18 protein-coding genes are annotated in these 14,562 nt (G+C 71.7%); 11 read left to right on the top strand and 7 right to left on the bottom strand.

Features of this window, described 5'->3' with window-relative positions; all coding sequences use genetic code 11:
• Positions 1–52: 52 nt before the first annotated feature.
• Genes O7601_RS22655 through prcA form a run of 4 tightly spaced genes read left to right on the top strand, consistent with a single transcriptional unit; the run spans position 53 to position 2,093 of the window.
• Entirely contained in the window at positions 53–313 is a 261-nt protein-coding gene (locus O7601_RS22655) for a hypothetical protein (protein WP_281567099.1), read from the top strand.
• Complete coding sequence (locus tag O7601_RS22650) at positions 213–443, top strand: endonuclease VII domain-containing protein (RefSeq protein ID WP_281563100.1); 231 nt, start codon at positions 213–215, stop codon at positions 441–443. The genes O7601_RS22655 and O7601_RS22650 overlap by 101 nt, the downstream gene beginning before the upstream one ends.
• Positions 362–1,201, top strand: coding sequence for a proteasome subunit beta (prcB, locus tag O7601_RS22645; RefSeq protein ID WP_281563099.1), 840 nt, complete (start codon positions 362–364; stop codon positions 1,199–1,201). The genes O7601_RS22650 and prcB overlap by 82 nt, the downstream gene beginning before the upstream one ends.
• A 58-nt stretch (positions 1,202–1,259) precedes the next feature.
• Positions 1,260–2,093: a proteasome subunit alpha gene (prcA, locus tag O7601_RS22640; protein ID WP_281563098.1), complete on the top strand. Its 834-nt coding sequence runs from the start codon at positions 1,260–1,262 to the stop codon at positions 2,091–2,093.
• A gap of 101 nt (positions 2,094–2,194) precedes the next feature.
• Here prcA and O7601_RS22635 read toward each other — a convergent pair whose 3' ends face one another.
• Genes O7601_RS22635 through rfbB form a run of 6 tightly spaced genes read right to left on the bottom strand, consistent with a single transcriptional unit; the run spans position 2,195 to position 7,489 of the window.
• Positions 2,195–3,223 (bottom strand): glycosyltransferase family 2 protein, encoded by a 1,029-nt coding sequence (locus tag O7601_RS22635; RefSeq protein ID WP_281563097.1) that lies wholly within the window; start codon positions 3,221–3,223, stop codon positions 2,195–2,197.
• Positions 3,223–4,524 carry a polysaccharide biosynthesis protein gene (locus tag O7601_RS22630; RefSeq protein ID WP_281563096.1) on the bottom strand — a complete coding sequence of 434 codons (1,302 nt, stop codon included), beginning with the start codon at positions 4,522–4,524 and terminating at the stop codon, positions 3,223–3,225. Before O7601_RS22630 ends, O7601_RS22635 begins: the two co-directional genes overlap by 1 nt.
• Positions 4,521–5,222: a glycosyltransferase family 2 protein gene (locus O7601_RS22625; RefSeq protein WP_281563095.1), complete on the bottom strand. Its 702-nt coding sequence runs from the start codon at positions 5,220–5,222 to the stop codon at positions 4,521–4,523. Before O7601_RS22625 ends, O7601_RS22630 begins: the two co-directional genes overlap by 4 nt.
• On the bottom strand, positions 5,215–5,613 hold the full coding sequence (locus O7601_RS22620; RefSeq protein WP_281563094.1) for a DUF2304 domain-containing protein: 399 nt from the start codon (positions 5,611–5,613) through the stop codon (positions 5,215–5,217). The genes O7601_RS22625 and O7601_RS22620 overlap by 8 nt, the downstream gene beginning before the upstream one ends.
• A complete protein-coding gene (gene rfbD / locus O7601_RS22615) occupies positions 5,610–6,494 on the bottom strand; it encodes a dTDP-4-dehydrorhamnose reductase (protein WP_281563093.1) in 885 nt (294 codons plus the stop codon). Before rfbD ends, O7601_RS22620 begins: the two co-directional genes overlap by 4 nt.
• Entirely contained in the window at positions 6,491–7,489 is a 999-nt protein-coding gene (rfbB, locus tag O7601_RS22610; protein WP_281563092.1) for a dTDP-glucose 4,6-dehydratase, read from the bottom strand. The genes rfbD and rfbB overlap by 4 nt, the downstream gene beginning before the upstream one ends.
• An 85-nt stretch (positions 7,490–7,574) precedes the next feature.
• Here rfbB and rfbA point away from each other — a divergent pair, with 85 nt between their 5' ends.
• Genes rfbA through O7601_RS22590 form a run of 4 tightly spaced genes read left to right on the top strand, consistent with a single transcriptional unit; the run spans position 7,575 to position 10,754 of the window.
• The gene (rfbA, locus tag O7601_RS22605) at positions 7,575–8,486 is read left to right on the top strand and encodes a glucose-1-phosphate thymidylyltransferase RfbA (protein WP_281563091.1); all 912 of its coding nucleotides are present in this window, start codon (positions 7,575–7,577) and stop codon (positions 8,484–8,486) included.
• A complete protein-coding gene (rfbC, locus tag O7601_RS22600; protein WP_281563090.1) occupies positions 8,483–9,100 on the top strand; it encodes a dTDP-4-dehydrorhamnose 3,5-epimerase in 618 nt (205 codons plus the stop codon). Before rfbA ends, rfbC begins: the two co-directional genes overlap by 4 nt.
• 56 nt (positions 9,101–9,156) lie before the next feature.
• The gene (gene pafA / locus O7601_RS22595) at positions 9,157–10,515 is read left to right on the top strand and encodes a Pup--protein ligase (protein ID WP_093405965.1); all 1,359 of its coding nucleotides are present in this window, start codon (positions 9,157–9,159) and stop codon (positions 10,513–10,515) included.
• Between the two features lie 53 nt (positions 10,516–10,568).
• On the top strand, positions 10,569–10,754 hold the full coding sequence (locus O7601_RS22590; protein ID WP_281563089.1) for a hypothetical protein: 186 nt from the start codon (positions 10,569–10,571) through the stop codon (positions 10,752–10,754).
• A 40-nt stretch (positions 10,755–10,794) separates the two neighbouring features.
• Here O7601_RS22590 and O7601_RS22585 read toward each other — a convergent pair whose 3' ends face one another.
• Entirely contained in the window at positions 10,795–11,907 is a 1,113-nt protein-coding gene (locus tag O7601_RS22585; RefSeq protein WP_281563088.1) for a DUF3866 family protein, read from the bottom strand.
• Positions 11,908–12,095: 188 nt separating this feature from the next.
• Here O7601_RS22585 and O7601_RS22580 point away from each other — a divergent pair, with 188 nt between their 5' ends.
• From O7601_RS22580 to O7601_RS22570, 3 genes are read left to right on the top strand one after another with little or no spacing between them, the layout of a single operon-like run.
• On the top strand, positions 12,096–13,085 hold the full coding sequence (locus tag O7601_RS22580; protein WP_281563087.1) for a WYL domain-containing protein: 990 nt from the start codon (positions 12,096–12,098) through the stop codon (positions 13,083–13,085).
• A complete protein-coding gene (locus tag O7601_RS22575) occupies positions 13,082–14,104 on the top strand; it encodes a YafY family protein (RefSeq protein WP_281563086.1) in 1,023 nt (340 codons plus the stop codon). The genes O7601_RS22580 and O7601_RS22575 overlap by 4 nt, the downstream gene beginning before the upstream one ends.
• 10 nt (positions 14,105–14,114) lie before the next feature.
• Positions 14,115–14,363, top strand: coding sequence for a hypothetical protein (locus O7601_RS22570; RefSeq protein ID WP_210933935.1), 249 nt, complete (start codon positions 14,115–14,117; stop codon positions 14,361–14,363).
• Positions 14,364–14,562 lie beyond the last annotated feature (199 nt).

Genomic DNA, 14,562 nt, shown 5'->3' with positions numbered 1-14,562 from the left:
CTACTGCAAGCCTTGCTTCAATGTCAGGTCGAAGGCGAGCTATGCCAAGCGAGTGAAGCTCCAGTTTGGCCGAGAGGTGAAGCCAGCCAACGAGACCAAGCAGCGGCTCTACGGCGGCAATCGCGAGTACCACCTGCGGCGGCGGTACGGCACCGGGCAACAGGAGTTCGACGAGCTGCTGGCCGAGCAGGGCGGTGTCTGTGCGGTCTGCGATGACCCCCGATCCGGAACATGTGGACCACGATCATCGCACCGGGTGGGTGCGCGGGATACTCTGCTTCAACTGCAACGGTGGTCTTGGCCAGTTCCGTGACAGTCCGACGAGGCTGGCCAGGGCCGTCACGTACCTGAGAGGAACCACGTGGCAGCGGGTTTTGATCCATCCGGGCGTCTTCCAGATGTGTTCACCAACGCGGGGACGTCCTCCTTCACGGCATTCCTGAGCAAGGTGGCCCCTGAGATGCTGCCGGGCCGTCGGGCGCTGCCCCCGGGCATGGCCGCCGACATGGCCCCGCACGCCACCACGATCGTGGCCATCGCCGCGGCCGGTGGTGTCGTGATGGCCGGTGACCGGCGGGCCACCATGGGAAACCTGATCGCCCAGCGGGACATCGAGAAGGTGCACCCCGCCGACGCGTACTCGCTGGTGGGCATCGCCGGCGCCGCCGGCATCGGCATCGAGCTGATGCGGCTGTTCCAGGTGGAGCTGGAGCACTACGAGAAGATCGAGGGCGCGATGCTGTCCCTCGACGGCAAGGCGAACCGGCTCGCCTCGATGATTCGCGGCAACCTGGGTGCGGCGATGCAGGGGCTGGCGGTGATCCCACTCTTCGCCGGGTTCGACCTGGCGGCCAGCGACCCGGCGTGGGCCGGGCGGATCTTCAGTTTCGACGTCACCGGCGGCCCGTACGAGGAGACTGGCTACGACGCCATCGGTTCGGGTTCGCTGTTCGCCAAGTCGGCGTTGAAGAAGCGGTTCCGGACCGGGCTGTCCGTCGACGACGCGGTGCGGTTGGCGGTCGAGGCCCTCTACGATGCCGCCGACGACGACACCGCGACCGGCGGTCCCGACCTGACGCGGCGGATCTACCCGGTGGTGATGACCGCGACGGCGGAGGGCACGCACCGGCTGACCGACGCGGAGACCTCGGCGATCGCGGAGAGCGTCGTCGCCGGTCGGATGGAGAATCCGGGCGGCTGAGCCGCCCGTCCGCAGCTGATCCCGTTTCCCGAGTACCGCCCGAAGGAGAGCCGCCGCCGTGGCCATGCAGTTCTACGCCTCGCCCGAGCAGATCATGCGCGACCGTTCCGAGTTGGCCCGCAAGGGCATCGCTCGGGGCCGCAGCGCGGTGGTCGTCAGCTACGCCGGCGGGGTGCTCTTCGTTGCCGAGAATCTCTCCAGCACGCTGCACAAGGTCAGCGAGATCTACGACCGGATCGGCTTCGCCGCCGTGGGGCGGTACAACGAGTTCGAGAACCTGCGCCGGGCGGGTGTACGGATGGCCGACCTGAACGGTCTGAGCTACGACCGCCGGGATGTGACCGGTCTGGCGTTGGCAAACTCGTACGCGCAGATTCTCGGTGCCATCTTCACCGAGCAGTCGAAGCCGTTCGAGGTGGAGATCTGTGTGGCGGAGGTGGGTGCCACGCCGGAGGAGGACTCGTTGTACCGGTGCACCTATGACGGGTCGGTGACCGATGAGCCGGGCCGGATGGCCATGGGCGGTCAGGCCGAGGCGATCTCCGGGGTGCTCAAGTCGAACCATCGGCCGGACATGTCGCTCGGCGACGCGGTGAAGGTGGCGGTGCAGGCGCTGGGCAGCGTCGGCGGCGAGGGCGGTGCCGCCCGCACGATCGCCGGCGACCAGCTGGAGGTCGCGATCCTGGACCGTAACCGGGTGGGGCGTACCTTCCGACGGATCACCGGGGCCGCGTTGACCGCTCTGCTCGACGGCGATGCGGCCGGCGAGTCGGCGGCGGAGGGTGATCGGGCGCAGACCCCGACCACGCCGACCGAGGAGGGGCACAAGCCGACCACTTCGGCCGGCTCCGCCGACCTGGAGGACAAGCCGGGCGACAAGTCCGACAGCTGATCTTCATCCCGAGCAGCGGCGGTGCCCGAGCGGTTTCGACAGCTCGGGCACCGCGTCGTTCGGGTCGCCGGCCGGCGTACGGTGCGCGGCTTCGGGGTGGGTCAGTGGCGGGCGAGCAGCGGCCGGGCGACCGCCCACCACCCTGCGGCGACCGCGTTGAACACGCCCATCCCGGGTGGTGCTGCCACGTTCGACGGAGCGACGCGGGCGGTCATCAGGTCGGCGAGGGTACCGTCGCCGACGGTGCGTTCGGCCTGTAGGCGGCGCCGACGGGCGCGTATCCAGTCCCGGTGCCGCCACAGCCACGCCCAGCCGCGGGTCTTCTGGTGTCCCCAGCCGCCCGCCAGCGCGGCGGTGAGCATGGCAGCCTCGGTGAGCAGCAGCATCGGTGCCAGCAGTGCCAGGGTCCGGCCCTGGTACGCGGTCAGCAGGGTGAGCAGGCGGTTGCGTTCGACCAGGTAGAGCTTGAGGTCGTTGCGGGAGAACTCGTAGTGGTGCAGGACGACGGCGTCGGGCACGTATTCCAGCCGGAGGCCGCGTTGCCACAGCCGCAGGCTGAGTTCGGTGTCCTCGTGGTAGGCGAAGTACTCGTCGGGGAAGCCGTCGAGTTCCTGCCAGCGGTGCCGGCTGATGACGAAGCAGCAGCCGCTCAGCGAGGGTACGGCGGTGCGCCTCGCGTGGGCGCTTACCGGTTCGCCGTTGCCGCCGGCCCAGGACAGGCCGGTGAAGTGCAGCGGGTTGCCCGAGGTGTTGATCAGGTCGGGGTCGTGGGCGAGCCGGATGGAGGCCATCGCGGCGCCGATCCCCGGCTCAGCGGCCACCGCGATGATCTTGGCGAGGGCGTCGGGCGCCACGATGGCGTCGGAGTTGACGAAGGTCAGCCAGTCGCCGGTGGCCTCGGCGGCACCGAGGTTGCAGCCGCCGGCGTAGCCGGTGTTCGCCTCCGGCCGGATGACCCGCACGCCGGGCAGGCCCTTGACCACGTCGATGCCGTGCCCGGTGCAACCGTTGTCGACCACGATCAGTTCGACGTCGACGCCGGTGCTGGCCAGTACGGCCCGCGCGGCGTCGACCAGCCAGGGTTCGGCGCCGTAGGCGAGCATCACGGCGGTGACGCGGGGCCGGCTCATCAGGTTCCTCCGCTGGTGGTGGCGGGCAACGGCGCCGCGATCGGTGGGCCGGGCGGGGTGGCCCGGCGGCGGCGTAGCAGAGTGACCATGATGCCGGCGGCCACCACGGAGCCGACGGTGTAACCGAGTTCGACGCGCAGCGCGACGGGCAGCGGGGGCAGGGTCGCGACGACCAGCGCGGCGACGCCGATGGTCCAGGCCAGTGCCGGGGCGTGGTGCCGGCCGTGGGCCAGCAGGGCCTGACCGAGCACCATCGCCCACAGGTACGCCAGGGTGGCCACCGAGAGCCAGGCGAAGTCGCCGTGGCCGAGGACGTCGGGGGTGTCGAAGAGAGCCCGCACGAGCGCCGGGCCGAGCAGGGCAGCGAGGATGCCGCCGAAGGCCCCGAGGGCGGTGACGACGGCCAGGGATCGGTGGAGCAGGGCGCGGAAGGCGGGTCCGTCGCCGGTCGCGGCGGCGGTGGACAGACCGGGTAGCAGCGCGGCCTGCATCGCGCCGAAGACGAACAGCGGTATGCGGACCAGCACCAGCGCGGAGAGCAGCGCCCCGGCGACGGCGACCTCGGTCGGGTCGAGCAGCCGTACGTTGATCACTCCGACGTTGACGACCACCTGGGCGAGCAGGCTGGAGACGGTGAGCAGCGCGAGTCCGCGTAGCAGCGGCGGCCAGGGGACCGTCGGTCCGCGGCCGATGGTCCGGGCGACCGGCGCTACGGTCAGAGCGACGGCGGCCAGCGGTGCCGCGACCAGGACCAGCGCGTAGGCGACGGGGGAGTCGACACCGGCGACGGCGAGCGCGGCGACCAGGACGATGCGCAGTCCGCCGTCGAGGCCGAGCTGGGAGCCGTACCAGCCGAAGCGGCGCAGGCCGGAGAGCACACCTCGGCTGGTGTGCGCGACGGCCAGGGCGGCCAGCGCGCCACCGAGGGCGGGCACCATCGCGGGGTCGCCGTCGAAGAGCCGGTCGGTGAGGAGGTCCGCGCCGCCGATGGTGAGCGCCAGCAGCAGGCCGAGCACGGCGGCGGCGACGGCGGCGCCGCGGGCCAGTACCGGCCCGGGTGGTAGCCCGCGGGTGTGCCGGGCCGCGACGAGGCGGGCGACCTCCTGCTCGACGGGGAGGAACACGCCGATGCCGAGGGTGAACACGACGGACCAGAGCACCGACAGTGAGGAGTAGTCGGCGGCGTCGAGGTTGTGTCCGGCCACGGCGAGGTGGACGTAGGAGGCCAGTCCGACCACGGCGAGTCCGATGGCGACGCCGACGGTGCCGGGTGGGACGAGACGGAGCAGGCGGCGGATCACCGGCGGATGAGGGCGAGGGTGAGGACGGCCAGCGCCCGGCCGAGATAGATCAACGCCCGGGTGGGGGAGTGGCTGGGGGTGCCGGCCATCCGGCGGCGCATGGCGACCGGGACCTGCTGGATCCGGTAGCCGCGGCGAGCGGCGTGCACCAGCGTCTCGACGGTGTCGCCGAGGTACTCGACGGGGTACCAGTGGGCGAACATCGCGATCATCCGGCGGTTGGCGGCGCGGAAGCCGCTGGTGGTGTCGGTCAGCGTGGCGCCGGCCAGGCCGGACAGCACCAGCGACAGCACGGCCATCGCCCAGCGGCGGGGGCCGCGTACGGTGTATTCGCCCTCGCCGGCGAACCGGGCCCCGATGACGAGGTCGTAGTCGTCGAGCAGGTCGACCAGCTTCGGCACGTACCGGGGGTCGTGCTGCCCGTCGGCGTCGACCTGCACGGCGGCGTCGTAGTCGTGGTCGTGGGCGTAGCGGTAGCCGAGCCGCATGGCGCCGCCGACACCGAGGTTGTAGGGCAGCCGGGCGACGCGGGCGCCGGCGGCGGTGGCGACGGCGGCGGTGTGGTCGGTGGAGCCGTCGTCGACGACGAGCACGTCCGCTGCGGGTAGTTCGCCGCGGATCTCGCCGACGACGTCGCCGATGGTGGCGGCCTCGTTGAGCGCCGGAACGATGATGAGGAGTCGCTTGCCGTCAACCATCGCGGGAGGTCACTTCCGTCCGGTCCAGGGGGCGGGGCCACTGCGCCCGTGCCACCCGTTCGGCTTCGACTTCGGCGCGGAGCAGGGCGAACTCCTCGGCGAGGGTGCGGGTCTCCTCCTCCAGCGCGCTGACCTCCCAGCTCAGGTGGATGCAGACCAGCAGGAGGAAGACGATGCCGAGGAAGAGCACCAGGCTGACTCCGGAGGCGACGCCCAGCAGGTCGGCGACGCCGTCCAGCAGCCGGGGGAACAGCGACAGCGGGATCACCACGAACAGCAGGCCGAGCCAGAGCATGCCGTACTTCTCGCGTAGTTGGCGGCGGCGCAGCAGCTCGACGATGGCGGCCAGCAGAAGCAGGCCGGTCAGGCCGGTGACCAGGGTGAGCTTCATACGACCTTCTGCGGGGAGGGTGGGGCGGCGAGGGTGAACGCGTCGGCCAGGGTGGCGTGCCAGTCCGGTAGGGGCGGCAGCCCGGCCTCCGCCCACCGGCCGTGTGCCAGCACACTGTACGTCGGTCTGGCTGCGGGTCGCACGAACCGGGCGCTGGTGGTGGGGCGGATCCGGTCCGGATCGAGGCCGCGCTGGGCGAACACGGCGCGGGCGAGGCCGTACCAGGTGGTCTCGCCGGAGCAGGTGCCGTGGTAGATCCCGGGTGCGGCGTGTCCGGTGTGGGCGGCCTCGGCGAGCTTGACCAGGTGGCGGGCGAGGGCGTGGGACCAGGTCGGCTGGCCGCGCTGGTCGTCGACGACGTCGAGGGTGTCGCGCCGGTCGGCCAGGTCGAGCATGGTGGTGACGAAGTTGCGGCCGTGGGTGCCGTAGAGCCAGGCGGTACGCACCACGTATCCGGTGTCGGGCAGCAGGCGGGTCACCGCTTGTTCCCCGACGAGCTTGCCGCGACCGTACGCGTTGAGCGGGGCGGTCGGCGCGTCCTCGGGGTAGGGGGTGCTGGCAGTGCCGTCGAAGACGTAGTCGGTGGACAGCTGCAGCAGGCGGGCGCCGTGCGCGGCGCAGGCGGTGGCGAGGTGCACGACGGCGTCGCCGTTGACGGCGGTGGCCGCCGAGTCGTGTGTCTCGGCCCCGTCGACGTCGGTCCAGGCGGCGGTGTTGACCACCACGTCGTGTCCGTCGACGGCGGCGTGCACGGCGGCGCTGTCGGTGATGTCCAGTTCGGTGCGGGTGACGGCGGTGACCTGGTGTTCCGGTCGTGCGGCGAGGACGTCGACCAGGTCGCGTCCGAGCATCCCGCCGGCGCCGGTCACCAGCAACCTCACGCGTTCGCTGCTTTCAGCGGCTCCCACCAGGCGCGGTTGTCCCGGTACCAGCGGACGGTCTCGGCGAGACCGGTGTCGAGGGTGATGCTGGGGGCGTACCCGAGCTCTTTGCTGATCTTGGTGATGTCGAGGGCGTAGCGGCGGTCGTGTCCCTTGCGGTCGGCGACGTTAGTCACCCGGTCCCAGCCGGCGTCGCAGGCGTCGAGGAGTCGGGCGGTCAGTTCCTTGTTTGTCAGTTCGGTGCCGCCGCCGATGTGGTAGATCTCGCCGGCGCGGCCCCTGTCCTGGACGAGGGCGATGCCGCGGCAGTGGTCGTGCACGTGCAGCCAGTCGCGGACGTTGCCGCCGTCCCCGTAGAGCGGGACGCATTGTCCGTCGAGGAGGTTGGTGACGAACAGCGGTACAACCTTCTCCGGGTACTGGTAGGGCCCGTAGTTGTTGGAGCAGCGGGTCACCACCACGTCGAGTCCGTGGGTGCGGTGGTAGGCCAGGGCGAGCAGGTCGGAGCCGGCCTTCGACGCCGAGTAGGGGGAGTTGGGGGCCAGTGGCCAGTCCTCGGTCCAGGCGCCGTCGGTGATGGAGCCGTAGACCTCGTCGGTGGAGACGTGCACGAACCGGGCGGTGCCGTGGCGCAGCGCGGCGTCGAGCAGGTTCTGGGTACCGAGGACGTTTGTGGTGACGAAGGGGGCGGCACCGGCGATCGAGCGGTCGACATGGGACTCGGCGGCGAAGTGCACGACGACGTCCTGCCCGGCGACGGCCCGGTCGACCACGTCGGGGTCACGGATGTCGCCCGGCAGGAAGCGCAGCCGGGGGTCGTCGGCCACGGGCGCGAGGTTGGCCAGGTTGCCGGAGTAGGTGAGCGCGTCGAGCACGGTGACCTGGGCCGGTTCCCACGGCGGCACGTCCGCCGCGTCGCCACCGGGAACGCCGAGCAGCGTCCGGACGTACTCCGAGCCGATGAAGCCGGCGCCGCCGGTGACCAGGATCCTCACGAGTCCGAAAGTCTACGCGAAACGGCCACATCGACAGTGCAGGCGATGCGCGGTTGCTTGTCCGATCGCCGGTAGGCTGCGCGGGATGCGTGGAATCCTGCTGGCCGGTGGCACCGGGTCCCGGCTGTGGCCGATCACCCGGGCGGTGTCGAAACAACTGATGCCGGTCTTCGACAAGCCGATGATCTACTATCCCCTCTCCACCCTGGTGATGGCCGGGATACACGAGATCCTGGTGATCACCACGCCGGAGGAGCAGGGCCAGTTCCAGCGGCTGCTCGGCGACGGCGGTCAGTTCGGGCTCCGGCTGGAGTACGTCGCCCAGCCTCGCCCGGAGGGCATCGCGCAGGCGTTCGTGCTCGGCGCGGACTTCATCGGCGACGACTCGGTGGCGTTGATCCTCGGCGACAACATCTTTCACGGGATGAGCCTGGATCGGCAGTTGGCGGCGGGCGAGCCGGTGGGTGGCCGGATCTTCGCCTACCCTGTGGCCAATCCGCAGGCGTACGGCGTGGTGCACTTCGACGCCGACGGTCGGGTGCTGTCGATCGAGGAGAAGCCGCAGCACCCGACGTCCCGGTACGCGGTGCCCGGCCTGTACTTCTACGACAACCGGGTGGTGGAGATCGCCCGGGGGCTCACCCCCAGCTCCCGGGGCGAGTTGGAGATCACGGCGGTGAACGAGGCGTATCGGCGGTGGGGTGAGCTGTCGGTCACCGTGCTGGACCGGGGAACCGCCTGGCTGGACACCGGCACCTTCACCTCGCTGATGCAGGCCGCGGAGTTCGTCCGGGTGATCGAGGAACGACAGGGCATGAAGATCGGCTGTGTCGAGGAGGTTGTCTGGCGGGCCGGGCTGATCGACGACGCCCAGTTGCGTGCCCTGGCCGAGCCGTTGACCAGGAGCGGCTACGGGGACTACCTGCTCGATCTGCTCGCCGCTGGTGGGCGGCAGGAGCCGACGGGTGAGTTCTTCGAGGTGGGGGCGGCCCGATGAAGCTGCGGCCGTTGAGCGTCGAGGGCGCCTGGGAGATCACCCCGCAGCAGCACGGCGACCCGCGCGGGTTGTTCCTGGAGTGGTACCGCTTCGACCGGTTGGGCGAGGTGGTCGGGCATCCGCTGCGACTGGCCCAGGCAAACCTGTCCATCTCGGCCCGGGACGTGGTGCGCGGCATCCACTTCGCCGACGTGCCACCGGGGCAGGCGAAGTACGTCACCTGTGTGCGGGGGGCCGTGCTGGACGTGATCGTCGACCTGCGGCTCGGCTCGCCCACCTTCGGCAGGTGGGAGGGGGTGCGCCTGGACGACGTGGACCGGCGCGCGGTCTATCTGGCCGAGGGGCTCGGCCACGGGTTCTGCGCGTTGACCGACGACGCCACCGTGACCTATCTCTGCTCGACCACGTACGACCCGTCGGCCGAGCGCACGGTGTATCCGCTGGACGACGAGTTGGGCATCGACTGGCCGACCACCGGGGCGCAACTGTCCGCCCGCGACGCCGCGGCGCCGACCCTGGCGCAGGCCCGGGCGGCCGGGCTGCTGCCGCAGTACGACGCGTGCCGTCGGTATGTCGAGACTCTCGCCGTCATGGCCGGTTCCACCGACGGCTGAGGCCGGCAGCTCCCTGACAGTGACGAACAGGGCCTCCTTACGGCTAATGTCTCATCATGGAACGGCGAATCTTCGGTCTGGAGACCGAGTACGGCGTCACCTGTACCTACCGCGGACAGCGGCGGCTGTCCCCTGACGAGGTGGCCCGGTACCTCTTCCGCCGGGTCGTGTCCTGGGGTCGGTCGAGCAACGTCTTTCTGCGTAACGGCGCGCGGCTCTACCTGGATGTCGGCTCACATCCCGAGTACGCCACCCCGGAGTGCGACTCGGTGGTCGACCTGGTCGCCCACGACCGGGCCGGCGAGCGGATCCTGGAAGGGCTGCTCATCGACGCGGAGAAGCGGCTGCACGACGAGGGCATCGCCGGAGAGATCTACCTGTTCAAGAACAACACCGACTCGGCCGGCAACTCGTACGGCTGCCACGAGAACTACCTGGTGTCCCGGCACGGTGAGTTCGGCCGGCTCGCCGACGTGCTGATCCCGTTCCTGGTCACCCGGCAGCTGATCTGCGGCGCGGGCAAGGTGTTGCAGACGCCGCGCGGCGCGGTCTACTGCCTGTCCCAGCGGGCCGAGCACATCTGGGAGGGTGTCTCCTCGGCGACCACCCGCAGCCGCCCGATCATCAACACGCGGGACGAGCCGCACGCCGACGCGGAGCGCTACCGCCGGCTGCACGTCATCGTCGGTGACTCCAACATGAACGAGGTCACCACGCTGCTGAAGGTCGGCACCGCCGACATCGTGCTGCGGATGATCGAGGGTGGCGTGGTGATGCGCGACCTCACCCTGGAGAACCCGATCCGGGCGATCCGGGAGGTGTCGCACGACATCACCGGCCGGCGGAAGGTGCGGCTGGCCTCGGGCAAGGAGATCAGCGCCCTGGAGATCCAGCAGGAGTACCTCGCCAAGGCCACCGAGTTCGTCGAGCGCCGGGGCGGCGACCAGACCGCCAAGCGGGTGGTGGAGCTGTGGGGTCGGGTGCTGCGGGCGGTGGAGACCGGTGACCTGGAACCGGTCTCCCGGGAGATCGACTGGGTGACGAAGCTGCGGCTGATCGAGCGTTACCAGCGCAAGCACGACCTGCCGCTGTCGCACCCCCGGGTGGCGCAGATGGATCTGGCGTACCACGACCTGCGTCGGGGGCGGGGCCTCTACGCGCTGCTGGAGCGGCGTGGCGACGTGGACCGGGTGGCCACCGATCCGGAGATCTTCGAGGCGAAGGAGACGCCGCCGCAGACCACCCGGGCCCGGCTGCGTGGTGAGTTCATCCGGCACGCCCAGGAGAAGCGACGGGACTTCACCGTCGACTGGGTGCACCTCAAGCTCAACGACCAGGCGCAGCGGACCGTGCTCTGCAAGGATCCGTTCCGGGCGTACGACGAGCGGGTGGAACGGCTGATCGCCAGCATGTGACCGGCCGACCGGGGCCGTGCCGACCGGCCGGCCCCGGGTAGGCTGGTGGGGTCATGATTCCTCCGGAACCTCCCAACCCGGGCGCTCAGCGGCAGGGCTGGCTCGAACGCCGCCGCGACAAGATCCGCGCCGAGATCGAGCGTAACCGCCGCGGCGAGTACACCGTGCCCACCTGGGTGCTGGCCGTCGCCCTGGCCCTGATCGTGGGCGCCTGGGCCGCGCTGATCATCTTCGCCTGAGGTGCCGGGAAGGGCCCTGGCTCATCCCGGCGTCGGCTGGTCAGCGGTCGGCCGGTGGCGGGGGTGTCTGCGCCGCCAGCCGGGCGGCGTGCCGGCCGGCTGCGGCGGCGGCCAGGAAGTAGGCGTGGTCGGCGTCCAGCCCGCGCCCCATCGTCGACAGCGGCACCGGGCTTCGTCGCAGCGCCGCGTCCAACCCGGTGGTGGCCACCCGCACCAGGGTGTGCCGCCCGGCGAGCGGTTTCAGCGCGGCGTCGACCTCGGCGGCCAGCAGCGGCTCCAGGTCCGTCGGCACCACCAGCTCCGCACGGGCCAGCGCCACCCGGCCGTACGCGGTGAGGCTGTGGTGCGACACGCCACGGTGCCGGGGTCGCGGGTCGGCGGCGGAGATCCGCACCGAGCCGACCGGGCGTCCGCCGAGGGTGGCCACGGCGTTGACCGCCTCGCCGACGGCCACCCCGGAGAATCCCCACCGGGTGCCGGTGCCGAGATTGCCTGGCCCCTGCGCCACCACCGCCACGTCGGCGTCGAGCACGTGCCGGGCGGCGAGTAGCCCGCTGTGCAGTGTCGACGCTTCCAGGTCGCCGCCGAACGCCTGCCCGACGCTTATCGTGCCGACCAGTTCGTCACGCAGCCCGGCGAGGGTGCGGGAGAACCAGGCGGGTAACGCCCCACCGTCGGTGAGCAGGTACGCCACCCGCGCCTGCGGCGCGTCGACCCGAATTCCGGCCAGGATCGCCGGCAGCGCGGAGTGCAGGTCGGCGGTCACCACCGGCAGACCGGCCAGGTCGTCGGCGGCGGCCATGACCTCCCGGTGCGGTGACGCCTCCTCGTCGACGCCGAGCAGGATCGGCTGCAGCGGGGTGTAGCGGGACTTGACCAGATGACCCGCGTCCCGGGAGTCGAGGGCCTGCGGTGGGTCCGGCGGCAGCCGCTGGGGCAGCGCCACGACCAGGGCGTACCCGCCGGTGCCCAGGCCCATCAGCAGCGCACCGGCGTTGAGCAGCACCCGATCGCCCGGCTCGGGCTCACCGACCAGCGCGGGATAGGCCAGCGCCCGCATCGAGCCGCCGCCGTCCACCTCGACGTCCAGCTCCACCGCCCCGGCCCACCGCCGACGCACCCTGACCACCGCACCAACCCGCCACCGCACCACCCCCGCACGCTAACCCCCACCCACCCACCCCGACCCGCCGGGTCCCGCCGCCGATCATGCACTTGTGGCAGGAGCAAACTTCGTCTACCGGGGCAATTCGCCGACCACAACTGCATGATCGGCGAGACGGGGCGAGTGGGTGGCGTGGGGTACCTGCGGGCGGGGTGCGGGCTGCTAGCGTCTACGGGGTGTCGCGTAGTCGCACCGAACGGCTGGTCAACCTGGTGATCTGCCTGCTGTCCACGCGGCGGTTCCTGACCGCCGCGCAGATCGCCGCGACCGTGCCCGGTTATGAACACGATCCGGACGACGCTCGTGAGCACGAGGCGTTCCAGCGCAAGTTCGAGCGGGACAAGGCCGAGTTGCGGGAGCTGGGCGTACCGCTGGAGACCGGGACGGCGAGCGCTTTCGACGCCGAGCCCGGATACCGGATCGCCCGCCGGGAGTACGCGCTGCCCGACATTCCCCTCCAGCCGGACGAGGCCGCCGCGGTCGGCATCGCCGCGCGCCTGTGGCAACACGCCGGCCTGGCCGCCGCCGCCTCGTCGGGGCTGGCGAAGCTGCGCGCCGCCGGCGTGGACGTGGATCCGCAGGCCACCCTCGGGCTGGAGCCGATGGTCACGGTCGATCCGGCGTTCGCGCCACTGACCGCGGCCGCCCGCGACCGGCGGGAGGTCCGCTTCGACTATCGGGTGCCGGACCGCGACGCGCCCGCGCGGCGCCGGTTGCAACCGTGGGGTGTGGTCTGCTGGCGGGGCCGGTGGTACGTGGTCGGCCACGACCTGGACCGCGACGCCACCCGCTGTTTCCGGTTGTCGCGGGTGGTGGGCCCGGTGCGGGCCGTCGGTGAGCCGGGCGCCTACCAGCCACCCACCGGAGTCGATCTGATCAGTCACGTGGCCCGCTGGTCCGGCCCGGTCGAGCGACCTGGCCGGGCGACCGTGCTGGTCACCCCGGGTCGGGCCGCCGGCTTGCGCCGCTGGGCGGTCGAGGTCACCGCCGGGTCGGACGTGGACCGCCTGGTCCTGCCGTACGGCGACGCCTGCTCGCTGGCCGGTCACCTCGTCGGCTACGGGCCGGACGTGCGGGTGATCGAGCCGCCCGAGGTTCGGGAGGCGGTCATCCAGCGGCTCAAGGAGATCGCCGCCCGCCACGACACCCTGACGGTTGTCCGGTGAGCGGCACGACCCGTCCGGCGGTTCGCAACGGCTCCCGGGCGTCGGCCGACCGGCTGGCCCGGCTGCTGAACCTGGTGCCGTACCTGCTCGCCCGGCCCGGGATCGAGCTCGCCGAGGCCGCCGGTGACCTGGGCGTCACCGAGCGGCAGCTGCGGGAGGATCTGGAGCTGCTCTGGGTCTGCGGGCTGCCCGGGTACGGCCCGGGTGACCTGATCGACATGGCCTTCGACGGTGACCGGGTGACCATCACCTACGACGCGGGCATCGACCGGCCGCTGCGGCTCACTCCGGACGAGGCGCTGGCGCTGGTGGTGGCGTTGCGCATGCTGGCCGAGACGCCCGGAGTCGCCAACCGGGAGGCGGTCGAGCGGGCTCTCGCGAAGATCGAGGACGCGGCCGGTGACCTGGTCGCCGCGCCGGTGGAGGTGCGGCTGCCCGGCGACACCGGGCGGGTGGAGCAGTTGCGTGCCGCGGTGGAGGGTGGCCGCGCGCTGCGCATCACGTACTACACGGCGACGCGCGACGAGACCACCGAGCGGGTCATCGACCCGCTGCGGGTGCTGATGGTCGGTGGCCGGACGTACGTGGAGGCGTGGTGCCGTCGCGCCGAGGCGGTGCGGCTGTTCCGGGCCGACCGGATCGACGCCGTCACCGAGCTGGCCGAGCCGGCCGTGGTGCCGCCGCAGGCCCGGCCGCAGGACCTGCGCGAGGGGGCGTTCCGGCCCTCGCCCGACCTGCCGCTGATCACGTTGCGGATCGGTCGGCGTGAGCGGTGGATCACCGAGTACTACCCCTGCGAGCGGGTCGAGTCCGACGGCGAACGGTGGGTGGTGTCGCTGCGGGTCAGCGATCTCGGCTGGGCCCGTCGGTTCGTGCTGGGTCTCGGCCCGGACGTCGAGGTCGTCGCACCGGCCGAGCTCGCCGGGCAGATCCACGAGTCGGCGGTGGCGGCCCTGGAGGCGTACGCCCGGCCGGTGGCCGCCGACGCGGACCCGGCGGCGGCCGGCGACAGGCAGTAGGCTGGCCGGCGTGCTGAAATGGATCGTGCTCGCGCTGGTGCTGGTGCCGTTGGTTCTGCTCGCCCTGGCGGTACGACCCGTGTTGGCGCGACTGCCCCGGTTGCGTCGGGCGGCGCTGGCGTTGCAGCGGCGCGCCGACGAGGCGACGGCGCTGCGTGACGCGGCGGAGAGCCTCCAGCAGCGGGCGGAGGGGTTGCAGAGCCGGCTGGAGACGACCCAGCAGCGGCTCACCGTGATCAAAGCCCGTCGCGGCGACTGAAGGCGCCGGTCCACCGGCGGAGAACGCGCTGTGCGCGTTTCTGCCCGCACGGTGCATCCTCCTGCACGCGGCGGGTCGACTTCGCGCAGAATGATCCAGCTGCCTGGTTGACGGGACACTCGCGGTTGGCCGAGACTTCACCCGCCGGGACGAACCACCACCGCCCCGGCGGGTGGCAATGGCCCTCGTCGCACGTACG

Origin of the sequence: Verrucosispora sp. WMMD573 (assembly GCF_027497175.1) — a bacterium.
In the GTDB taxonomy this organism is placed as follows: domain Bacteria; phylum Actinomycetota; class Actinomycetes; order Mycobacteriales; family Micromonosporaceae; genus Micromonospora.
This window is presented reverse-complemented; position numbering and strand designations above follow the sequence as displayed.